This is a genomic window from Pseudonocardia xinjiangensis (genome assembly GCF_012911925.1).
Classification (GTDB): Bacteria; Actinomycetota; Actinomycetes; order Mycobacteriales; family Pseudonocardiaceae; genus Pseudonocardia; species Pseudonocardia xinjiangensis.
The window spans coordinates 1-22,195 of the sequence record NZ_JAAXKY010000072.1 but is presented as its reverse complement, the minus strand read 5'-3'; the positions used below and the strand labels follow the sequence as shown (position 1 = coordinate 22,195).

At 72.7% G+C, this 22,195-nt stretch carries 20 protein-coding genes; 5 read left to right on the top strand and 15 right to left on the bottom strand.

The annotated features are described in order from the left end of the window. Positions 1-30: 30 nt before the first annotated feature. Positions 31-672, top strand: coding sequence for an NIPSNAP family protein (locus HF577_RS21125; protein ID WP_312859271.1), 642 nt, complete (start codon positions 31-33; stop codon positions 670-672). Positions 673-682: 10 nt separating this feature from the next. On the opposite strand, the gene HF577_RS21120 is transcribed toward HF577_RS21125, so the two are convergent. From HF577_RS21120 to HF577_RS21085, 8 genes are all read right to left on the bottom strand, one after another. Continuing rightward, positions 683-2,254 carry an AbgT family transporter gene (locus tag HF577_RS21120; RefSeq protein ID WP_169397651.1) on the bottom strand — a complete coding sequence of 524 codons (1,572 nt, stop codon included), beginning with the start codon at positions 2,252-2,254 and terminating at the stop codon, positions 683-685. Positions 2,255-2,330: 76 nt separating this feature from the next. Then, entirely contained in the window at positions 2,331-3,659 is a 1,329-nt protein-coding gene (locus tag HF577_RS21115; protein ID WP_169397650.1) for a M20 family metallopeptidase, read from the bottom strand. A gap of 40 nt (positions 3,660-3,699) precedes the next feature. Further along, entirely contained in the window at positions 3,700-4,356 is a 657-nt protein-coding gene (locus HF577_RS21110) for a cyclase family protein (protein WP_169397649.1), read from the bottom strand. 34 nt (positions 4,357-4,390) lie between these two features. Continuing rightward, entirely contained in the window at positions 4,391-4,975 is a 585-nt protein-coding gene (locus tag HF577_RS21105; protein WP_312859270.1) for a L,D-transpeptidase, read from the bottom strand. Between the two features lie 145 nt (positions 4,976-5,120). Continuing rightward, positions 5,121-9,371, bottom strand: coding sequence for an ATP-dependent RNA helicase HrpA (hrpA, locus tag HF577_RS21100; protein ID WP_169397647.1), 4,251 nt, complete (start codon positions 9,369-9,371; stop codon positions 5,121-5,123). 28 nt (positions 9,372-9,399) lie between these two features. Then, positions 9,400-9,660, bottom strand: a complete 261-nt coding sequence (locus HF577_RS21095; protein ID WP_169397646.1) for a hypothetical protein — start codon at positions 9,658-9,660, stop codon at positions 9,400-9,402. Positions 9,661-10,118: 458 nt separating this feature from the next. Then, positions 10,119-10,940, bottom strand: a complete 822-nt coding sequence (locus HF577_RS21090) for a serine hydrolase domain-containing protein (protein WP_169397645.1) — start codon at positions 10,938-10,940, stop codon at positions 10,119-10,121. Then, positions 10,933-11,622 (bottom strand): SDR family NAD(P)-dependent oxidoreductase, encoded by a 690-nt coding sequence (locus HF577_RS21085; RefSeq protein ID WP_407692224.1) that lies wholly within the window; start codon positions 11,620-11,622, stop codon positions 10,933-10,935. The genes HF577_RS21090 and HF577_RS21085 overlap by 8 nt, the downstream gene beginning before the upstream one ends. Before the next feature lie 26 nt (positions 11,623-11,648). Here HF577_RS21085 and HF577_RS21080 point away from each other — a divergent pair, with 26 nt between their 5' ends. Both HF577_RS21080 and HF577_RS21075 read left to right on the top strand, forming a co-directional pair. Further along, a complete protein-coding gene (locus tag HF577_RS21080) occupies positions 11,649-12,533 on the top strand; it encodes a DUF72 domain-containing protein (protein WP_169397643.1) in 885 nt (294 codons plus the stop codon). A 28-nt stretch (positions 12,534-12,561) separates the two neighbouring features. Continuing rightward, positions 12,562-13,086 (top strand): CinA family protein, encoded by a 525-nt coding sequence (locus HF577_RS21075; protein ID WP_312859269.1) that lies wholly within the window; start codon positions 12,562-12,564, stop codon positions 13,084-13,086. 26 nt (positions 13,087-13,112) lie between these two features. Here the strand turns inward: HF577_RS21075 and HF577_RS21070 are convergent, their stop codons facing one another. Then, positions 13,113-14,282, bottom strand: a complete 1,170-nt coding sequence (locus tag HF577_RS21070) for an MFS transporter (RefSeq protein WP_312859268.1) — start codon at positions 14,280-14,282, stop codon at positions 13,113-13,115. A gap of 107 nt (positions 14,283-14,389) precedes the next feature. Here HF577_RS21070 and HF577_RS21065 point away from each other — a divergent pair, with 107 nt between their 5' ends. Continuing rightward, on the top strand, positions 14,390-15,070 hold the full coding sequence (locus tag HF577_RS21065) for a VC0807 family protein (RefSeq protein WP_169397640.1): 681 nt from the start codon (positions 14,390-14,392) through the stop codon (positions 15,068-15,070). A gap of 8 nt (positions 15,071-15,078) precedes the next feature. On the opposite strand, the gene HF577_RS21060 is transcribed toward HF577_RS21065, so the two are convergent. The 4 genes from HF577_RS21060 to HF577_RS21045 form a co-directional block, all read right to left on the bottom strand. Next, the gene (locus HF577_RS21060; protein ID WP_169397639.1) at positions 15,079-16,686 is read right to left on the bottom strand and encodes an acyl--CoA ligase family protein; all 1,608 of its coding nucleotides are present in this window, start codon (positions 16,684-16,686) and stop codon (positions 15,079-15,081) included. Between the two features lie 103 nt (positions 16,687-16,789). Continuing rightward, positions 16,790-16,981, bottom strand: a complete 192-nt coding sequence (locus tag HF577_RS21055) for a ferredoxin (RefSeq protein WP_169397638.1) — start codon at positions 16,979-16,981, stop codon at positions 16,790-16,792. A 64-nt stretch (positions 16,982-17,045) separates the two neighbouring features. Beyond that, on the bottom strand, positions 17,046-17,462 hold the full coding sequence (locus tag HF577_RS21050) for a hypothetical protein (protein ID WP_169397637.1): 417 nt from the start codon (positions 17,460-17,462) through the stop codon (positions 17,046-17,048). A gap of 129 nt (positions 17,463-17,591) precedes the next feature. Next, positions 17,592-19,469 (bottom strand): propionyl-CoA synthetase, encoded by a 1,878-nt coding sequence (locus tag HF577_RS21045; RefSeq protein WP_169397636.1) that lies wholly within the window; start codon positions 19,467-19,469, stop codon positions 17,592-17,594. 428 nt (positions 19,470-19,897) lie between these two features. On the opposite strand from HF577_RS21045, the gene HF577_RS39800 reads away from it, so the two are divergent. Further along, positions 19,898-21,259: a GDSL-type esterase/lipase family protein gene (locus tag HF577_RS39800; RefSeq protein WP_169397635.1), complete on the top strand. Its 1,362-nt coding sequence runs from the start codon at positions 19,898-19,900 to the stop codon at positions 21,257-21,259. A 4-nt stretch (positions 21,260-21,263) separates the two neighbouring features. Here the strand turns inward: HF577_RS39800 and HF577_RS21035 are convergent, their stop codons facing one another. Together HF577_RS21035 and HF577_RS21030 are read right to left on the bottom strand one after the other, a co-directional pair. Next, complete coding sequence (locus HF577_RS21035; RefSeq protein ID WP_169397634.1) at positions 21,264-21,665, bottom strand: hypothetical protein; 402 nt, start codon at positions 21,663-21,665, stop codon at positions 21,264-21,266. Positions 21,666-21,730: 65 nt separating this feature from the next. Next, a complete protein-coding gene (locus HF577_RS21030) occupies positions 21,731-21,952 on the bottom strand; it encodes a heavy-metal-associated domain-containing protein (protein ID WP_169397633.1) in 222 nt (73 codons plus the stop codon). Between the last annotated feature and the right edge of the window lie 243 nt (positions 21,953-22,195).

Below are 22,195 nucleotides of genomic sequence, written 5' to 3'. Positions count from 1 at the left end.
CTGTCGGGCGGTCTGCCTATCGTGCGCCGGGTGACCGTTCTCGAGCTGCGCCGCTACACCCTCCACCCGGGCCGTCGCGACGAGCTGGTCGCACTGTTCGAGCGGGAGTTCGTGGAGCCGCAGGAGGCGCTGGGCGCGCAGGTGGTCGGCACGTTCCGCGACGTCGACGACCCGGACGCGTTCGTCTGGGTCCGCGCGTTCGCCGACATGGCCGCCCGGCACCGTGCGCTCACCGGCTTCTACGGCGGACCGGTCTGGAAGGCACACCGCGAGGCGGCGAACGCCACGATGATCACGTTCGACGACGTGCTGCTGCTGGAACCCGTCGGCGCCGGGTTCCCCGCCCGCCCGAGAGCTGCAGTGGGGGAGGGCCGCCCCGGCCCGTCCCGCGTCCTCGCCGTGGTGCGCACGGGCCCGGGCGCCGAACCCGAGGTCACCACGGCCGCACACATCCTCGGGGCGGCGCCGGTGGTGGCGCGCACCGCGCCGTACCCCAACAACTATCCGGCGCTCCCGGTGCGCGACGAGCAGGCCGTGGTCTGGTTCGCGTCCTTCCCGCACGCCGGCGCCGCGCTCGCGGCGCGCGAGCGGCTGGCGTCCCATCCCCTCGGCCGCGCGCCGGGCGTGCGGCTGCTGACCCTGGAGCCCACCCCGCGCTCCGCCCTGCGTTGACCGCGCCCGGTCACTCGGCCACGCGGATGCCCATACCAGGCCCGAGTGGCAGGTCGAGGAAGTAGAACGCCGTGAGGATCAGCACCCACGACACCCAGAACGGGACCACGAACGGCACCATCTTGGCGATCACGGTGCCGAGACCGGCCGAGGGCTCGTAGCGGCGCACGAAGGTCAGCAGCACGATCATGTAAGGGTTCAACGGCGTCATCACCTGCGTGGCCGAGTCGCCCACCCGGAACGCGGCCTGCGTGAAGCCGGGCTCGTAGCCGAGCAGGAGGAACAGCGGCACGAACACGCTCGCCATCAGCGTCCAGAGGCTCGATCCGGACACGATGAACAGGTTGAGCACCGACGCCAGCACGATGAACCCGAGGATGGCCGGGTAGCCGGTGAGCCCGATCCCCTCCAGCAGGCTCGCGCCGGACACCGCCAGCCACGCCCCGATGTTGGTCCAGGCGAACAGCGCGATGAACTGCCCGAGGACGAAAGCCAGCACGATGAAGCCGGACAGGTCCTTGAGCGCCTGGCCCATCAGCAGCGGCACGTCGGCGCCCCTGCGGATGGCGCCCGCCACGATCCCGTAGGCCAGCCCGGGCACGAAGAACGCGAGGAACACGAGCGTGACCACCGAGCTGAGCAGCGGTGAGGTGGGCAGGTAACCCCCGGTCTCGTTGCGCAGCGGTGACCCGGGCGCAAGAGCCAGCACCAGCACGGCGGCGGTCAGCACGACCAGGGTGACACCCGCGGCCCGCAGTCCCCGGCGCTCGGCGGTGGTCACCTCGGCGTCCACCGGCGGCGCGTCCGGTCCGGTCCCGTCGCCGGGGCGCTCGTCGCGGGGGAAGCCCGTCCGGACCAGGCCGGGCTCGACGATCTTGTCGATCACCAGTCCGGCCAGCAGGCCGAGCACTATCGCGGAGACGATGTTGAAGAAGTAGTTCGAGACCGGCGTGACGGTTGTGCCCGCGTCGGGCAGCGTGGCGGCCACCCCGTTGGTGATCCCGGCGAACAGCGCGTCCAGGCTCGTGACGAGCAGAGACGTCGAGTAGCCCGCGCCTGCCGCGGCGAACCCACCGAGGAGGCCGGCCACGGGGTGGCGCCCTGCGGCCTTGAACACGATCGCGGCCAGCGGCGGGATGATGATGAACACCGAGTCGGACATCACGCTGCCCGTGACGCCGATGAAGCCGAGCGCGTAGGGCAGCAGCGAGCGCGGGGCGTTGCGGAACGCCAGCCGGATCAGCGCGGAGAGCATGCCGGTGCGCTCGGCCAGCCCGACGCCCAGCATGATCGTGACCACGGTCTGCAGCGGCGGGAAGCCGATGAAGTTGGCGGCCAGCCCGGTGAAGAAGAACTCCACGCCCTCGCCGCTGAAGGCGCCGCGGATCGCCGTGACACCGTCCCGGCCCGGTACGGCGACGGCCACCCCGAAGGCCGCCATGACCGTGGACACCACCGCCACCACGAGTGTGAGCAGCGCGAACAGGATGAACGGCTCGGGTAGCCGGTTGCCCACCCGTTCGATCCCGCCCAGAAGGCGGTCGAGCCGGCCGGGGGGAGCGGGGGTGCTGGTTGCGGTCACGGTCGGCTGCCTCCAGTCGTCCTCGGGGGACGGGCCGGTCGGTGGGGCGCAGTCGGTCGGTGCGGTGGAGCAGGGGTCAGTCGAAGTACGCGGGGACGTCGAGCGGGCCGCCCGCCGCGGCGAACTCCGCGTGCACGGCGTCGCGAAGCTCCGGGTCGGCCAGGTAGTCGACGGCGGTGAGGGCCAGGCCGAGTGCGCCGTCGCGCACCGCCCGGTCACCGGAGGGCCCGCCGGACGCCGCGGCGAACTCCGTGGTGTGCAGCGCGACCGTCGGCTCGGACACCGCGATCATGGGGTGGATGGCCGGCATCCGGTAGCTGAGGTTGCCCAGGTCGGTGGAGCCGGTGAGGAACTCGGGCACCACACCGGTGGGCAGCGGCTTGCGCCCGACCGGTTCCTGGTTCACCGCCCAGCGGCCGGCGAGCGCGTGGTTGAAGCGGATCGGCAGGTACGGGGGAAGATCGTCCCAGTGCAGCTCGACGCCGCAGCCGGTCATCGCCGCCGCCCCGCGGGCGATGTGGTCGACGCGTTCGGCCAGGTCCCGCAGGGTCTCGGGGGCGGCGGAGCGCAGGTAGAACAGGAGCGCGGCCCGATCGGGGACGACGTTGGGCCGGGCACCCCCGTCGGTGAAGACGCCGTGCACCCGGTCGCTGCCGGGCAGGTGCTGGCGCAGCGCGGCCACGCCCTGGTAGGCGGCCACGGCCGCATCGAGCGCGTTGCGGCCCATGAACGGCTGAGCCGAGGCGTGGGCGGCGACGCCGTGGAAGACCATCTCCAGCCGGCGGCGCCCGAGGAACGGGTGCATGGCGATGTCGTGCGAGAACGGGTGCAGCATGATCACGGCGTCGACGTCGTCGAAGACACCGGCCCGCGCCAGCGTCTCCTTGCCGCCGCCGCCCTCCTCGGCCGGCGTGCCGATCAACGAGATGCGGCCGCCAACGCGGTCCCGCACCTGCGCGGCGGCGAGGTACGCACCGACCGCCGTGGCGCAGATGATGTTGTGGCCACAGGCGTGGCCGACGCCGGGCAGCGCGTCGTACTCGGCGAGGACGGCGACGTGCGGGCCGTCCGTGCCGACGGTGCTGACGAGGGACGTCTCCAGCCCCCCGACGCCGATCTCGGCGGCATGCCCGTGCCGCTCCAGCAGCGCCGTCACCGCACGCACCGAACGGTGCTCGGTGAACGCCTCCTCGGGGTGCGCGTGCAGGTCGCGGCTCAGCGCGACGAGATCGTCCTCCCGACTGCGGACGGCGCCGACGACGGCCGAGCGGATGTCGTCCCCCGCGCCCTTGTGGTGGGATCCGATGGGCTCGGCGTCCTGCACGGCCTGTGCCATCGCGACCGTGAGGGAGCGCAGGTAGCTGTCGTCGGGCGGCAGCGGCCTGGTCCGGTCGTCCTCGGTCATGATCGCGACCCTAGTGTCGTGGCGGGCTCTCCGCAGATGCTCACGTTCCCAGCCCGACCGCCCGCACGGGTGCACCGTCGGCCCCGGCGAGGGGGAGCGGGAAGAAGCTCAGCACCGGGTCGGCGAGCGAGGCCAGCTGGGCGACGTTCGTCAGGTTCTCCACGATCACCCCGCCCGCCCCGAGCACCACCCGGTGCACCCGCAGGCCACCCGTGGTGCTGCCGGTCGAGAACGTGGGATCCGGGTTGAGGGTGTCCACGGCCAGTGCGCGCACGCCCGTGGCGACCACCCGCTCGGCCGCGTCCGGCGTCAGCCAGGGATGGTGCAGGTAGGCCGGGGTGCCGAAGTGCGCCGACCAGCCGGTGTGCAGCACCAGCACGACGCCGGGCCCGAGCCGGTCGGCGACCGGGGCGAGGTCCGCCCACGCGATGCCGCTGCCGGGAGCACGGTCGAGCACGTCGGCCGTGACCGCCGGGCCGTGGAACAGGCCGAGGTCGAGCTCGTCCAGCCGGGCGCCGTCGGCGAGCACATGGAACGGCGCGTCGACGTGCGTGCCGGTGTGGGACCCGGAGTGCAGGGCCAGCACGTTCACCCCGTCCCGCTCGAGGGTGGCGGCGGGCGCCGTGCTGACCTCGGGATCACCGGGATAGACCTGCATCCCCGCGTGGACGGGCTGGGACAGGTCGACGATCCGCATGCGGGTCAGTCTGGTCCCGCAGGCGGAGCTCCGGTCAGTGGACCTGGACCTGGTCACCGACCTTCAGGTAGTTGTACCAGGCCGCAGCATTGGTGGCCGAGAGGTGAACGCAGCCTTCCGACTTCTTGTGCACGTTGCCCTCATGGAAGGCGACCCCGTCGGTGGTGAAGAAAACCGAGTACTCCATCGGCGCGTTGTTGAACTCCTTGCTCCGGTGGTGCAGGTCCTTCCATTGCACGTTGAAGGTGCCACTCGGGGTGTTGTGCCCCTGCGCTCCCTTGTTGATCTGCACCGGGCCGCGCATGACGTGTCCGGCCTTCAGGAGCCAGGCCTTGTTGTGGGCGAGATCGACGCACGCCTTCGCCATCGCGGTGCACGGCGTGCCGGGCACCAGCCGTGCCGTGCCAGTGGCCGGAGCCGTGGAGCTGACCGCCGGCGGGGAGTGGGTCGGGGTGGCCGCGTTGGCCACGGCCGGTCCGGCCAGTGGCCCGAGGAACGTCCCCAACACCCCGGCGCCGAGTGCTCCGGCGAGCGTCGCCGTCCGAGCCGGCGTGACCCATCGACGTGTCTTGATCTTGCTGTGCCGCCCCACGAAACCACCCAATCTGCCGTGCTGCACGACCATTCGATCCTGCAATCAAAGACAAACGTACGCGCCCGATTGATGGCGCTGGAATCGGCTGCCGACGGTACCGTTGTGGAAGTATTGTAGGACCCATTTCCCGGAATCGCGCTATTTCTCTGATTATCCGTTTTGAACGGGGTCAGCGGGGCAGGTCGTCGATCGCCTTCTGGATGCGCTTGATCGACACCGGGTACCGGGTGCGCATCGGGTGGGCGTAGAGCCCCACGCGCAGCTCCTCGATCAGCCAGCGGATCTCGCGCAGCTGCGGCGACGGCTCGACGCCCGGCGGGAGCGCCGCCAGTTCGGCCTCGTACTCGTCGGCCGCCACCCGCACCTGTGCGGTCCACTCGGCGTCGCGGGCGGGATCGGCCCGCAGCTTCTCGATCCGCCGTTCCACGGCCTCGAGGTAACGGGCGACGTCGACGAGCCGGGACGCTCCGGCCGCCGTGGCGAAACCGGGCCCGACCAGGGCGTCGACCTGCGCGGTCATGTCGGCGACCCCGGCGGCGAGGACGGGCGCGCGGAGGTCGGCGAGCTGCGCCTGCACCCGGTGCCAGACGGTGAGGACACCCCGCACGGCCTGCAGCACCTGCAACGTCGTGGAGGCCAGTCGCTCGGCGAACAGCTTCCGCAGCCGCGCGTAGGACCGGTCGTCCCATGCCGGGCCGCCCGCGGCGGTGATCAGGGCGTCGGCTGCGGCGGTGACGCAGTCGTCGAGCAGCGCGGCGACGGAGCCGTGGGGGTTGCGCGACAGCGCCAGCTTCGAGGCGTTGTCCAGGCCGCGCTGCACCTGCTTCGCGGGCGAGGGCGTGTCCAGCAGGAGCAGCCGGCGCACGCCGCGCCACGTCATCGGGTCGCGCTCGGCCGCCGTCGGGAACACGCGGACGTCCACGGTGGAGCCGCGGTCGACCAGGCCGGGGTAGCCGGTGACGACGTGGGCGCCGCGGCGGACCGGCAGCTCGCGGGGGAGGGTGCCGAGCGTCCACGTGGTGATCCCGGACCGCTCGATCTGCGCCCCGGCGGCGGCCAGCTCCTGACGCACCTGCGGGGCGAGCCTGCGCCGCAGCGCGTCGAGGTCGGTGCCGGTGGCCACCTCGCGGCCTGCCTCGTCGACCACGCGGAAGGTGACCGTGAGGTGCTCGGGCAGCCGGTCGAGCTCCCACGCGTCGCGGGGGATGTCGACGCCGCGCATGCGCCCGAGCTCGCGCTCCAGGCCGTCCAGCAGTGGTTCGTCCGGTGCGCCGTCGGCCTGCAGCCTGGCGAGCACGGCCCTGGCGTGGTCGGGCGCGGGGGCGTAGAGGCGCCGCAGCTGCTTGGGCAGGGTCCGGATCAGGGCCGTGACCAGCTCCTCGCGCAGGCCGGGGATCTGCCACGTGAACGGCGTGGGATCCACCTGGTGCAGCGCGGCCACCGGCACGTCGACGGTGACGCCGTCGGTGCGGGCGCCCGGCTCGAAGGCGTAGGACAGCGGCAGCGTGAGACCGCCCGCCTCGACGTGGTCGGGGTAGGCAGCGCGGTCCACGTCGGCGGCCTGAGCCGTGCGGAGCATCTCCTCGGTGAAGTCGAGCAGGTCCGGCTGCCGTCGGGAGGTCTTCTTCCACCAGGTGTCGAAGTGGCGGCCGGACACCACGTCGGCGGGGATGCGGTCGGTGTAGAACGCGACCAGCGTCTCCTCGTCGACCACGAGGTCGCGGCGCCGTGCGCGGTGCTCCAGCTCCTCGACGTCCTCGAGCAGCTCGCGGTTGGCGTGGAAGAACCGGTGCCGCGTGTCCCAGTCGCCCTCGACGAGCGCGTGCCGGATGAACAGCTCGCGTGACTGCTCGGGGTCGATCCGGCCGAAGTCCACCGTGCGCCCGACGACCACCGGGATCCCGTACAGCGTGACCCGCTCGGTGGCGACGGCGGCCGCGCGCTTGCGCGACCAGTGCGGCTCCGAGTACGAGCGTTTGGCGAGGTGCCCGGCCAGAGGCTCGATCCACTCCGGCTTGATCCGGGCCACGGTGCGGGCGAACAGCCGCGAGGTCTCCACCAGCTCGGAGGCCATCACCCAGCGCGGCTGCGCCCTGGACAGCGGTGAGCCGGGGAAGATCATGAACTTCGCGCCGCGGGCGCCCAGGTACTCCCGGCCGCCGCGCTCCTTGCCGGAGGGCTCCTCGTGCAGCCCGATCTGGGAGAGCAGCCCCGACAGCACCGCGATGTGGATGCGGTCGGCGTCGGGCTCGATGTCGTTGAGGGTCATGCCCGCGTTGCGGGCGGCCGAGCGGAGCTGGGAGTGCAGGTCCTGCCACTCGCGGATGCGCAGGTAGTGCAGGAACTCCTCGCGCAGCAGGCGGCGGAAGCGGTTGCCGGAGAGGGCCTCGCGCTGCTCGCCGATGTAGCGCCAGAGGTTGAGGAAGGCGAGGAAGTCGGAGCCACCGGCGTCCAGCGTCGAGCCGCCCGAGCTCCATTCGCCTGCGAACCGCGCGTGCTTCTGGTCGGCGGCCTGGCGCTGCTCGGTGGGGCGCTCGCGCGGATCCTGCACCGACAGCGCCGCGGTGATCACCAGCACCTCGCGCAGGCAGCCGGTGCGGTCGGCCTCCACCAGCATGCGACCCAGCCGGGGGTCGACGGGCAGCGCCGCCAGCGCTCGCCCGACGGGGGTGAGCCGGCGATCCGGTTCGAGGGCGCCGAGCTCCTGCAGCAGCGCGAGACCGTCGTTGACCGACCGGGCGTCCGGACGTTCGACGAACGGGAACTCGGTGAGCTCACCGAGCTCCAGGGAGATCATCTGCAGGATGACCGACGCGAGGTTCGTGCGGAGGATCTCGGGGTCGGTGAACTCGGGACGGGCGTCGAAGTCGTCCTCGCTGTAGAGGCGGATGCAGATCCCGTCCGCGACGCGGCCACAGCGTCCCGCGCGCTGGTTGGCGCTCGCCTGCGAGACCTTCTCGATCGGCAGCCGCTGCACCTTCAGCCTGCGCGAGTACCGGGAGATGCGCGCGGTGCCGGGATCGACGACGTAGCGGATCCCCGGCACGGTCAGTGACGTCTCGGCGACGTTGGTGGCGAGCACGACGCGCCGTCCCGGGTGCGGGGCGAACACCCGCTGCTGCTCGGCCGTGGAGAGGCGCGCGTAGAGCGGGATGATCTCGGTGTTGCGGTAGTCGCGCCTGGTCAGCGCCTCCGCGGTCTCGCGGATCTCGCGCTCGCCCGGCAGGAACACGAGGATGTCGCCGTCGCCCTCGCGCTGCAGCTCCGCCACCGCGTCGCCGATGGCGTCGAGCTGGTCGCGGTCGGGGTCGGCGTCGGGATCGTCGGGGTCGACGACCGGGCGGTAGCGGACCTCGACGGGGTAGCTGCGCCCGGAGACCTCCACGATCGGCACCGGCGTGCCGAGTGCCTGCGCGAAGTGGTCGGCGAACCGCTCGGGGTCGATCGTCGCCGAGGTGATGACGACCTTGAGGTCGGGGCGGCGCGGCAGCAGCTGGGTGAGGTAGCCGAGGATGAAGTCGATGTTGAGGCTGCGCTCGTGGGCCTCGTCGATGATCAGCGTGTCGTACTGGCGCAGCATCCGGTCGCCGGTGAGCTCGGCGAGCAGGATGCCGTCGGTCATCAGCTTGACCAGCGTGTTCTCGCCCACGTGGTCGGTGAAGCGCACCTTCCAGCCGACGAGGTCGCCCAGCCGGCTGCCGAGCTCCTCGGCGATGCGCGCGCCGACGGTGCGTGCGGCGAGCCTGCGTGGCTGGGTGTGCCCGATCAGGCCACGGATGCCGCGGCCGAGCTCGAGGCAGATCTTCGGGATCTGCGTGGTCTTCCCGGAGCCGGTCTCGCCCGCGACGATGACGACCTGGTGGTCGCGGATCGCGGCGGCGATGTCGTCCCGGCGGGCGCTGACCGGCAGCGTCTCGGGGTAGCGGATCGCGGGTACGGCGGCGCGACGTGCGGCGGTGCGCTGCTCACCGGCGTCGACGGCCGCGGCGATGCCGGCCACGGCCCTCGCCCGCGCGGTGGTGTCGCGGGTGCGGCGCGCGGTCTCGAGGCGGCGGCCCAGCCGGTGCTCGTCGAGCAGCGAGAGGGCAGGGAGGCGCTCGGCGAGCGCGGCGATGTCGGCATCGGAGACGGGAGCCAGGTCACCGTCATCCGGAACCGGTGCTGTGCCGCCCGGGGCGGATCCGTCGCCGATCTCGCGACCCCGGGGCCGGCGCCGCCGCGGACGCCGGGACCGGCCCCCGCGCCGGACGGTCGGATCGTCGTGGGACGGGGCGTCGGAGCTCCCGTGGCCCGGCCTGCCTGCGCCCTCGCGGGCGACCTGGTCGGACACCTGGGCGCCGTCGCGGGAGGGGACGGCGCCGGCAGGCGGGTCGACCGGCGCGGGGCGCGCATCGGCGGCTCGGGCCACGGGAGAGGACATCGGGAGAGCAGTCTGCCTGTGTCGGCGCTCAGACGGAGCGCAGGGTGGGGGTGATCTCGTCGGCGACGGGGTCGTCGGCGGCGGGATGCTCGACCAGAGCGAGTACCCGACCGGCGAGGAAGCGGGCGGTACGCACCGTGCTGCCCCCTCGGGTGGTCTCGCTGACCTCGACGACGCCGCGGGAATGGGTGATGCCGACCTTGCGGCCTGCCCGGGTCGCCGTGATGTCGTAGGTGCGTGTGGTGCCGCTGCCCGCGTCGATCACGATCTCGACCCGATCGCCCTTCATGGCTGTCGCCGCCCTTCGCTGGTGGGTGAGGTGAGGAGTCCGGACCGGGCGCCGGTCGCCTCTCGGCGCGTGGCGCACCCGCAGGTGGCAGAAAGATGGGACCCGGGGACACGGATCGCCCGGCACGGACAATTTCGTCAACCACCTCGACCGGTCGGATGTTCCCGGCCGAGAGGCGTGGAGTGGCGGCGCTGTCGGGAGCAGCGCCGCCCGGCAGCCGCGTCGCGCGCGGGATCGCGGACGCGGCAGGTCGGGGTGGGTCGGGTGACGGAGGATGGGTGTCCGAACCGAGCACTGGTCGCCTCGCGGCGAGTGGCACACCGCGGCTCCAGCCGAACGGTATTCCGCGGCGGCTCTTACTTTGTAGGACCCGGGGACACAGGACGCTCGGTTCGGACAGCCGGTACAACGGACGACCCGGGCAGATCATTCCCGCCCGCTCGGACGGAGTTCTCCGGCTACAGGGCGGCCAGGATCTTGTCCGTCACGGGGGGCCAGGACTCGATCGCCCACGGACCGAAGTCGCGGTCGGTGAGCACCACACATGCCGCACCCGCGTCCGGGTCGACCCACAGGAAGGTCCCGGACTGCCCGAAGTGCCCGAACGTCCGGGGCGAGCTGTTCGAGCCGGTCCAGTGCGGCGACTTGCCGTCGCGGATCTCGAACCCCAGCCCCCAGTCGTTGGGCCGCTGCCGGCCGAAGCCGGGGAGGATGCCGTCGACACCGGGGAATGCCGTGGTGGTGGCGTCGTCCAGGGTCGCCCGGTCCACCAGCGTCGGGGCCTGCAGCTCGGCGGCGAAGCGGGCCATGTCGGCGCAGGAGGACACGGCGTCGGCCGCGGGCGAGCCGTCGAGTCGCGTGGCGCTCATCCCGAGGGGCTCGAGCACGGCCTCGTGCAGGTACTGCGCGAACGGCATGCCCGCCGCCGCCGCGATCGTCTCGCCCAGCACCTCGAACCCGACGTTCGAGTAGATGCGCCGGGTGCCCGGCGCAGCCTGCACCACCCCGTCGGAGAACGAGAGTCCGGACGTGTGCGCAGCGAGGTGGCGCACGGTCGACCCCTCGGGGCCCGCAGGCGTGTCCCACTCGACGGCGCCCTCCTCCACCGCGACGAGAACGGCGTAGGCGGCGAGCGGCTTCGTCACCGACGCCAGCCGGAACACCCGGTCCTGAGCACCCGCCGTGGCGCCCACGGTGCCGTCGGCCGTGACCACCGCCGCTGCGGCGTGGTCGACCGGCCAGTCGAGCACCAGACCCACGGCGGCGCGCAGGTCAGGCATCGCCGTACACCGGAACCGCCGCGCCGCTGATCGGGGCGGCATCCGGACCGGACAGGAACACGATCACCTTCGCGATCGCGGCCGGGGAGACCGACCGTGCCGAGAGGTCCGCGGACATCCAGCTCCGGTTGGCCGGGGTGTCGATCACCGAAGGGAGCACCGCGTTGACGCGGATCCCCTCGTGGCGCAGCTCATCGGCCAGCAGCTGGGTGAGCCGGACGACCGCGGCCTTGCTCGTGGCGTGTGCCACCGGCGCCGGACCCTGAACGGCGGTCTTGGAGCCGACCGTGAGGATCGAGCCGCCCCCGCGCGCGGCGAGCCGCGGGGCGATCGCCTGCGCCGCCCACAGGACGGAGCCGAAGTTGGAGCGCCACAGCCCGTCCAGGCCCTCCTCGTCCACGTCGGCCAGCTTCCCCGGTGTGAACGCGCCGGCCAGCGCCACCAGCGCGGACGGCGTGACCGGCAACGCGTCGGCCGCGGCGAACGCGGTGTGGACGGTGTCGCGGCTCACCAGGTCGACGGGCACGGCGTACACGCCGTCCCGTTCGCCGAGCTCGTCCAGCCGGGCGCTCGCGCGACCGAGAGCGATCACCGGGCGCCCGGCGGCCAGGAACTCGGTGACGACGGCCTGGCCGAGTGCCCCCGTCGCGCCGGTCACCACCACTGCTGTGTCGTCGTCCACGTGGGCCATCCTGCCCGCCGGATGAGATGCTCGCCGACGTGGCCGGTACCTGGGTCGGCACGTCGGGCTGGCGCTACCCGCCGTGGCGCGGCACCTTCTACCCGAAAGGCCTGGTGCAGCGCCGGGAGCTGGAGCACCTGTCCCGGCAGGTCACCAGCATCGAGATCAACGGGTCCTTCTACTCGCTGCAGCGCCCGGAGAGCTATCGCGCGTGGGTCGCGGAGACCCCCGACGACTTCGTCTTCGCGGTCAAGGGCGGCCGGTTCATCACCCACCTCAAGCAGCTGCGGGACGTCGGGACGCCACTCGCGAACTTCCTCGCCTCGGGCGTGCTGGCCCTCGGGCCGAAGCTCGGGCCCGTGCTGTGGCAGCTCCCGCCGCGGCTGCGCTTCGATCCGGGACGGATCGAGGAGTTCCTCACCCTGCTGCCGCGCAGCACCGGGGCCGCCGCTGAGATCGCCGCCCGGCACGACGAGCGTCTCGACGGGCGGGCGCACACCGAGACCGACGCCGACCGCCCCCTGCGCCACGCCATCGAGGTGCGCCATCCGAGCTTCTGCACCCCGGCGTTCGTCGAGCTGCTCCGCGAGCAGGACGTCGCGCTGGTGGTCGCGGACACGGCGGGGACCTGGCCGTACCTCGAGGACGTGACCGCCGACTTCGTCTACGTCCGGTTGCACGGCGACGCCGAGCTCTACACCAGCGGGTACACCCCGGAGGCGCTGGACAGGTGGGCGGTGAAGGTCCGGGCCTGGCGGGACGGCGAGGCGCCGACGGGCGAGCAGACCGTCGCCCCGGCGGCGCCCCGGCGGCCGGAGGGCCGGGACGTGTTCGTCTACTTCGACAACGACGTCAAGGTGCACGCGCCCTATGACGCGATCGGGTTGTGCGACCGGCTCCGGTCGGATTGACGGGGTGCCAGGCGGGTACCGGCTACGCGTGCAGTCACAGTCGACGATTACGCAGAAGCAACAGGAGTCAGGGCAGCAGGAGGAGAACACCCGCGACCGCCTCGCCCGTGAGGTGTCCGAGCTGGCGCGCCGGCACGGCGTGACGATCGCCGTGGCCGAGTCGCTCACGGGCGGGATGGTGGCCTCGGCGCTCGCCGCCGCGGAGGCGGCCAGCGAATGGTTCCGCGGATCGCTGGTGGCCTACTCGAGCGAGGTCAAGCACGAGGTGCTCGACGTTCCCGACGGTCCCGTCGTCAGCGCCGAGGCGGCAGCGGCGATGGCCCGCGGCGTGCGGCGCCTGCTCGGTGCGGACGTGGCCGTCGCGGTGACGGGCGCAGGGGGGCCGGACCCGCAGGACGGGCAGGACCCCGGCACCGTCTACGTCGGCGTCGACGACGGAGCGGACGGCCGCGTGCACGAGCTCGACCTGGACGGCGACCCGGAGGAGATCATCGTGCAGGCGGCGGACGGCACTCTCGGCGAGCTGCTGGACGCGCTCCACGCCCGGAGGTGAACCCCGTGGGCCGCCGCGGCGTGCAGCTACGCGGCGGCCGACACCTCACGGGCGGCGCGGTGGGCCACGAGCATCCGCCTGCCCACCGCCATCAGGGCTGCCGCGACCACCATCGTGACCGCGCCGGTGAGCCACGCCGCCGGGAACCCCGCGTGGGTGGCGATGGCGCCGAAGCCGAGCGGGCCGATGAACCCGCCCGCGTACACCCCCGCCTGGATGATGGAGGTCGCCGCAGCCGGGGCCGACGGGTTGAGCCGGACCACCGCGAACTGCAGGAGACCGGGCCAGGCCCAGCCGAGACCGAAGCCGAGCACGGTGCCGGCCACGAGCGCGGGGACGCCGGGTACCGCGAGCAGGGCGAGCCCGCCCGCGCCGAGGAGCAGGCTCCCGGCGACCACGGCGATGTGGCCGCCCGACCTGCGGTCGGCGAACCATCCGTTGGCCAGCCGCAGTACCAGCCCGACGACGCTGCCCAGGGTCAGGGTCAGTCCCGCGAGGCCCGGGCTGATCCCGCGGTCCACCGCGGACGCGACCAGGAAGATGCCCAGCGCGTTGGCCGCGGCGGCGGCCAGACCGGCGGCGATCCCGATGACGCTGAGCGCAGCCGTTGCCCGCTCCCCGTGCGTGGCCGGTGTGCGGACCCGGTCCTCGGCGTCCCGGGGGGCGACCAGCAGAGCGGCCAGCGCGAGCCCGGCACCCATCACGTAGGCCCACCGCCAGCCGACGGTCAGCGCGACGGCCGGCACCGCGACGCCGGAGAGCAGCGTCGCCAGCGGGATCGCCGACTGCTTCATCCCGAAGGAGAGACCGAGCCGGGCGGCGGGGACGTAGCGTGCGAGCGTCAGGTTGGACGACAGCTGGCCGAGCACGTTGCACCACGCGCTGAGCAGCAGGATCGTCACCAGGCCCACGTACGAGCCGGCGAAGGTGGCGACCGCGGCCATCGCCGTGGCGGCGCCGGTCACCGCCGCCCGGCTGGTCGGCCCCGAGCCGAACCGCTCGACGAGCCAGCCGCAGGGGAGTGAGGCCAGCGCGCTGATCCCGAAGTAGAGCGCGACGACGAGCCCGAGACCCGCGGGGTCGAAACCCAGCTCTGCGGAGATCTGCACGGCCAGGGCCCCGGTGAGGAACACCGGCAGCACGGCGGCCGTCGTGGTCGTGACGGCCCCGACGGCCGCCCGCGTCGCTTCCGTCACTTGAGCAATGCTAACGGCTGGATGATCCGTCTCGGGTGATTTCTTCGGCGGCCGAAACTGACATGTCAATCTTGACATGTCAGTTCGGGCCAGTGCATGCTCGCGTCATGCCGAACACCTCCCGGACCGACGCAGGCACCGGAGTCGCCGTGCCCGTGGACCAGAACACCGACGATCCGCGCCCCAACCCCACGCTGGTGATGGTCCGCGGTCTGGCCTGGGACGTCGGCCTGCCCGTCGCCGCCTACTACGCGCTGCACCTGGCCGGCGCCACCGACTGGGTCGCCCTCCTCGCGGCGTCCGGCATCGCCGCCGCGAGGACCGTCTGGGGAGCGGTCCGCCACCGCACGCTCAACCAGTTCGCCGTCCTGATGTTGCTGGTCTACGGCATCGGGTTGCTGCTGGCGTTCGTCAGCGGGGACCCCAAGGCGCTACTGCTCAAGAGCTCGCTGGTCACCGCGGCCGTCGGGGCGGTCTTCCTCGTGACCGCGATCCTGGGCGGGCGGCCGTTGACGCTCGCGGCGGCCCAGAGCTTCCTGCCCGCCAGGGCCGAGGCACTGAGCGAGCGGTACCGGAGCGAGCCGCACGTGCGCCGGGGGTTCCGGCTCACCTCCGCCGTGTGGGGGGTCGGCCTGCTGGCCGAGGCGGTGCTGCGGATACCGCTCGTCGTCCTGCTGCCCGTCGACATCGGGGTCGGGGCGTCGGAAGGCCTGTTCGTCGCCACCTTCGTCGCCCTGATGGTCTGGAACGGCTGGTACATCGGCCGGGTCCTCGCCACCCCCGCGTAGGGCGGAGCTCACCCGCGGATGCGGCTCGACTCCATGGACCACTCCTTCTCGCGCAGCTCGAACTTCTGCACCTTTCCGGTGGAGGTCTTGGGCAGCTCCTCCACGAACTCCACGGCCTTGGGCGCCTTGTACCGGGCGATGCGACCCTTCACGTGCTCGATCAACTCGTCCTCGGTGGCGCTCTTCCCGTCGGCGAGCACCACGAACGCCTTGGGCCGCTCACCCCACTCCTCGTCGGGCACCCCGATCACGGCCGCCTCGACCACGGCCGGGTGGGAGACGACGGCCTGCTCCACCTCGATCGTCGAGATGTTCTCCCCACCGGAGACCACCACGTCCTTCGCGCGGTCGCGAAGCTCGATGTAGCCGTCGGGGTGCAGCACGCCGAGGTCGCCGGAGTGGAACCACCCGCCCTCGAACGCCTTGTCGGTGGCCGCCGGGTCGTCGTAGTAGCCGAGCATCACGTTGTTGCCCCGCATGACGACCTCGCCCATCGTGGTGCCGTCGGCGGGGACGTCGTTCATCTCGGTGTCGACCACGCGCACCTTGTCGGCGCAGACCATGCCGACGCCCTGCCGGGCCTGCCGGGCGGCCCGCTCCTCGGGGTCCAGGTCGTCCCACGAGCGCTGGTACTGGTTCACCGAGTACGGCCCGTAGGTCTCGGTGAGCCCGTAGACGTGCACGATCCGGAAACCCATCCGTTCCATCTGCAGGATGGTGGTGGGACTGGGTGGGGCGCCTGCCGTGGTGACCGTGAGGGCGTGGTCCAGCTCCCGCGCCCCGGGCGCCCGCATGATCGTGGTGACCACGGTGGGCGCGCCGTTGAGGTGGGTGACCCGGTGTTCCTCGATGAGCTGCCAGATCGCGTCGCCGCGCACCTCGCGCAGGCAGACGTGCGTGCCACCGATCGCGGTGACGGCCCACGGCGTGCACCAGCCGTTGCAGTGGAACATCGGCAGCGTCCAGAGGTAGACGCTGTCGAAGGTGTGGCCCGAGTGCACCACCTCGCCGAACGAGTTCAGGTAGGCGCCGCGGTGGGAGTACTGCACTCCCTTGGGCTTGCCGGTGGTCCCCGAGGTGTAGTTGATCGAGATGCAGGCGGTCTCGTCCTCGACGGACCACGGGAGCGGTTCGTCGTGGCCGCGGGCGAGCAGGTCGTCGTAGGTGACCCCGCTGCCGCTGCCGTCGCCGGGGTTCGCGGGGTCGACCACCGTGACGATCTCCTCGACGGTCTTCAGCTCGCGCGCGACCGGAGCCACCGTCGGGTGCAGGGCGGCGTCGATCACCAGGACCTTCGCGCCCGCGTGGTCGAGGATGTAGCGCACCTCCTGGCTGGACAGGCGCGTGTTGATCGCGACGAGCACCGCACCGGCGAGCGGCACGGCGAAATGGGCCACGAGCATCTCGGGGATGTTCGGCAGCATGTAGGCGACGCGGTCGCCCGCCTCGATCCCGGATCCGCGCAGCGCGTGCGCTACGCGGGTGGTCTCGGCGGCGAGCTCCGCGTAGCTCAACCGGCGTTCGCCGTAGACGACGGCCGGCTTGTCGGGGAAGACATCCGCGGAGCGGCGCAGGAATGCCAGTGGGGTCAGCGGGGTGTCCCAGACAGCAGTCATCGATGCTCCTCGGCGCGGGGCGATACGGTCATGATGCTCGAAATCGCCCGTCGGCGCGCCGGGAGCGGCACGTCGTTCCCGGCGCGTGCCGCGCCGGGAACCGCTAGTCGACCAGTTTGATGGCCGCCCGCGGGCAGGCAGCCACCGCCTCCTCGAGCGTCGGGCGCATCGCCTCGGGCGGGTTCTCGTCGAGGATGTAGAGGAAGTCGTCCTCCCGCACCTCGAACACCGCGGGGGCGATGCCCATGCAGACGGCGTTGGACTCACACAGATCGAAGTCGACCACGACCTTCATGGCCACATCGTGCACCGCTTCGCGCCGCGGCGATACTCAGGTGACCCTCACCTGACCAGCGCTGTCACGGCGACGGTGTCCCTCCGGTCGTCACTCCGCCGGACTCGGGGACCCATCGGCCGCCCGCACGGTCGGCGACCGTCACGAGCTTCCCGGGAGCGGCCTGCGGAGTGGTCACCGGAGTGGGGGCGACCACGGCGTCCTCAATCTGGTCGCCGACGGCCGGATCGGCAGCCCAGGAGTCTCGGTGCGGCAGCGCCTCGCAGGCCACGCCGTCGCCGGACGTTCCGCTGCGGGCGTCGTCGAGCGGGTGGGAGCGGGCCGGTGCGGCATCGAAGGCGGCCTGGGCGTCCTCCTGGTAGGAGAAGTCGCCGCAGTCGAGGTGGTCGTAGGCGAACGCGGTGCCGGCCATGCCGACGACGAGGGCTGCGCTGAGTGCGGCGGCGGATGCGGCCGCGCGGGTACGACGGGGCAGGTCCATGAGAGTCGGGGGTCCTCTCGGTGCAACGGTGCGGCCGGCGTGGGGGAGCGCCGACCTGCCCGGGTATCTCCGGCTCGGCACCCAGCGTTACCGTGCGACCACGAATGTGATCAAGTCGGATGTATCCGACTACCCGCGCCGCAGCACCGCGCGTAGCGCATCGAGCACCGAGGCGTCGTCGATCGTCGAGGGCACCGGCTCGTCGACGCCGTCGGCGATCCCCCGCATGGTCTTGCGCAGGATCTTTCCGGACCGGGTCTTGGGCAGAGCGGGCACGACGGCGACGTCCCGGAGGCTCGCGACCGCGCCGACCTGGTCGCGCACGAGCTGCACGAGCTCGCCGCGAAGCTGCTCCTCGTCCCGGTCGACGCCGGCCTTGAGCACCACGAACCCGCGCGGGACCTGGCCTTTCAGCGGGTCGGCCACCCCGATCACGGCACACTCGGCCACATCCGGGTGGGACGCGAGGACCTCCTCCATCCCGCCGGTGGACAGCCGGTGCCCGGCCACGTTGATCACGTCGTCGGTGCGCCCCATGACGTAGACGTATCCGTCCTCGTCGACGCGCCCGCCGTCGCCGGTGAGGTAGTAGCCCTCGAACGCGGACATGTAGGAGGCGACGAACCGCTCGTCGTCGTTCCAGAGCGTCGGCAGCGAGCCGGGTGGCATCGGCAGCTTGACGACGATCGCGCCGTCGGTGCCCGGCTCGGCGGGTTGCCCGGCGGCGTCGAGCACCTGTACGTCCCAGCCGGGCAGCGGTTTCGTCGGTGATCCCGGCTTGATCTCCAGCAGCTCGATGCCCGCGGGGTTGGCCACGATCGGCCACCCCGTCTCGGTCTGCCACCAGTGGTCGATCACCGGGATGCCGAGCAGGTCGGAGGCCCAGCGGTGGGTCTCGGGGTCGAGCCGCTCGCCCGCGAGGAACAGGTACCGCAGCGTCGACAGGTCGTACTGGCCGAGCCGCTCGCCCTTCGGGTCCTCCTTCTTGATCGCCCGGAAGGCGGTGGGCGCGGTGAACAGGCTCTTCACGCCGTACTCGGCGACGACGCGCCAGAACTGCCCGGCGTCCGGGGTGCCGACCGGTTTGCCCTCGTAGAGCACCGTGGTGGCCCCCGCCAGCAGCGGCGCGTAGACGATGTAGGAGTGCCCGACGACCCACCCGACGTCGGACGCGGTGAAGATCGTCTCCCCGGTGTCGACGTCGTAGACGTTCGGCATCGACCAGCGCAGCGCCACCGCGTAGCCGCCGCCGTCGCGCACCACGCCCTTGGGTTTCCCGGTCGTGCCCGAGGTGTAGAGGATGTAGAGCGGGTCGGTCGCCCGCACCGGCACGCAGCCGGCGGGCGAGGCCGCCGCCATCGCGCCGGCCCAGTCCACGTCGTTCTCCCCGAGCTCCGCCTCTGCCTGCGGCCGCTGCAGGATCACGCACCGGGACGGCTTGTGTTCCGCGAGCTCGATCGCCTTGTCCAGCAGCGGCTTGTACTCGATAACGCGCTTGCCCTCGATGCCGCAGGACGCGGAGACGATGACCGTGGGGGTGGCGTCGTCGATCCGGACCGCCAGCTCCTTCGGTGCGAAGCCGCCGAACACCACCGAGTGCACGGCGCCGATCCGGGCGCACGCGAGCATCGCCACCGCGGCTTCGGGCACCATCGGCAGGTAGATCACCACCCGGTCGCCCCGGCCGACCCCCAGGCCCGTGAGCACGCCCGCGAAGAGCGCGACCTCGTCGCGCAGTTCTGCGTAGGTGTAGGTGCGCCGGGTGCCGGTCACCGGGGAGTCGTGGACCAGCGCCGCCTGCTCGCCCCGACCGGCGTCGACGTGCCGGTCGAGGGCGTTGTGGCACACGTTGAGCTCCCCGTCGGGGAACCAGCGGTAGAACGGGGGCCGGGAGCCGTCGAGGGCCCGTGTCGGCGCCACGTGCCAGTCGATGGCCTCCGCCGCGCCGAGCCAGAACGCCTCCGGATCAACGGTGGCGGCCCGGAAGATGTCCTCGTACTCGCCCACGACGGCCTCCTCGCGCTGTGGCCCCGTGGCCGTCGCCCCTGCGTCGACGCCGACCGGGCGGGAACCCGATCGAGACCCTAAATGGGTGGCGGGAGCGGTGGGCAGGTTCGCGCCAGGTCGTCGCCGATCTCCACCTGTTCGGGTGGTGAGGTCCCGACCGGGTCGAACCCGGGCTCCCGGCCACGCGGCCGACCGGGTTACGGCGTGACGCGACGTAGCGTCACCACCCGATCGGCCGACTCCCGGACGAGGCGCCGACTCGTTCCACTGCGTGTAACGAGTTGCCTACTACCCGTTCGTGTGGCGCGTCCCGGTGCGCTCCGCAGGCTGCGGGCGATGAAGATTCCGCGGGAGGTTCTGCGGCATCGGGGCGTCGGTCGGGGCCGACGATCCGGGCTGGTGAGCCGGGGTGTGACCGAGGGGGACGGGTGAGCGGACCGGTGCGGTTCGGACGACGGGTGCGGGCTCTGCCGTGGCCCGGCCTGCAGTGGGCATGGCACGCCCCGTCAGGCCTCGCGGTCGCGGTGGCGCTCGTCCTGGCCGTCGGCGTCTCCGTCGGGACCTACGGCACGGGAGGTGCCGCCGCCGACGTCCAACCGGTCGCGGCCCCCGACGCGTGCGCCCCGGACTGGGTCACCGGCTGGCAGACCGCGGCCCAGCCCGCACCCGGCAACCCGGCGCTGGGCGGCACCACGCTGCGCATGGTCGTGCACCCGCAGGTCACCGGTTCGGAGATCCGCCTGCGCCTGTCCAACGCCTACGGCACCGTGCCGCTCTCGGTCGCCGGCGTGTCGGCCGCCCGGTCCGACGGCGCCGCCGGCCTGCTGCCCGGCACCGTCGCGTCGGTGATGTTCGGCGGGCAGCCGTCGGTGGTCATCCCGGCAGGCGCCGACGTCCTGAGCGACCCGGTCCCGCTCGTCGCCGAGGCCGGCCGTCCGCTGGCCGTCAGCATGTTCCTGCCGGTCGCCCCGCCCGTTCTCACGCAGCACTCGGTGGCGCTGCAGACCTCCTACGTGTCCCGTCGCGGGGACTGGACGCTCGGCGACGCGTCCGCCTTCCCCGTCCCCGTCGGCTCGTGGCTCGTCCTCACCGGCGTGGACGTGCTCGTGCCGCGTCCGGTCAACGCGGTGGTCACGGTCGGCGACTCGATCACCGACGGCGTCGGCAGCGGTCCCGACGCCGACGAGCGCTGGTCGGACGCGCTGTCGGACCGGCTCTCCAGGTCCGGCGGGGCCGCGGTGATGTCGGTGCTCAACGCCGGCATCGCGCGCAACCGGCTGCTCTCGGACGGCACCGCGGGCGGGGGTGACTCCCCGCTCACCCGTTTCGACCGGGACGTCGCCTCCGCTGCCGGCGCGACGGACGTGGTGCTGCACATCGGCACCAACGACGTGGCCGCGCGCCGGAGCGCCGCCGAGATCACCGAGGGCATGCGGCGGTTCGCCGAGCGCGCCAGGAGCGCGGGCATGCGGGTGTTCCTCACGACGATCACCCCGTCGGACGCCGGACCCCACGGCACGTCCGCCGCGGTCGCGAACCGCGCAGCGGTGAACGCCTGGGTGCGGGTGCACGGGCGGGAGTACGCGGACGGGGTGTTCGACTTCGCCGCGAGCGTGGCCGACCCGGCGGAACCGACCAGCCTGGCGCCCGAGTTCGACTCGGGCGACGGGCTGCACCTCTCCGCCGCCGGCTACCGCGCGATGGCGGCCGCGGTGGACCCGGAACTGCTCACCGGCAGCCCGTGCCTCGCCGGCACCTCACCGGTGCGCGTGCTGCTGTCGGGCGGCTGACGTCCTACTGCCGCCTGCCGAGCCTGCGCAGGCCGCGCAGCCCGCGGTGGGGGCGGTCCTCCTGCGTCTCCTCCGACCCGCCGTCGACGACGGGGATCGGCCCGGTGGGGGTGTCCTCCCGGTTCAGCCGCTCGATCACCCAGTCGACGGCCAGCGCGCCCGGCGAGACGCCGCGGTCGTCCGCGATGCGCCGGAGCTGCTCGATCCGCAGGGCGGGCAGTCGCAGCTGGAACACCTGGGCCGACCCGAAGCGTCCGGTCAGCTCCGTCTCGTGCTCACCGCTGCCGGCGAGGGCGGCGAGGTAGGAGTTGAGCTCGGGGTCCTCGACAGCCGGTTCCCGGGGAGCCGCCGGCCCGGGGGCAGGGGCACGGTGACGCGAGCGCGGACGGTCGCGGGGCGGAGGCATGCCGGGAGCCTACGACCGCGGCCACCCGGCGCCGGCCGAGCGGGGGTGCGGCGGTGGACGAGGAGTCAGTCGGCGAGGGCGTAGCCGGCCTCGGCGACAGCCGCCTCGATCTCGGGGCGGGTGATCTCCCGGTCCGCCAGCACGGTGACGGCTCCGCTGTCGAGGCTAACCTCGACGGCGTCGACGCCGTCGATCTCGCTGATCTCCTCGGTGACGGATGTCACGCAGTGGTGGCAGGTCATTCCGGTGACGGTGACCTGGGAGCGGAACGGTGCCTCGACGGACATGCAGAGCCTCCTCGGGTGTGGGTCGAATGGTGGCAGAACCGACATCGGGTGCCACGACGGCCCACAGCGCTTCACGGATCGACGGCGACGGTACCCGCAGGGGGTAAGCACGCGTAGTGGCGCAGCGCACTCCCGGGTGTTCGATCCGTCACGTCGGGGCCGGATCTTCCCCCGGGAAGAGGGGTGCGTCGCGGGGGGACGGTAGGTAACGTGCCGGTCACGGCCACGGGGGTGGCTGCGGGG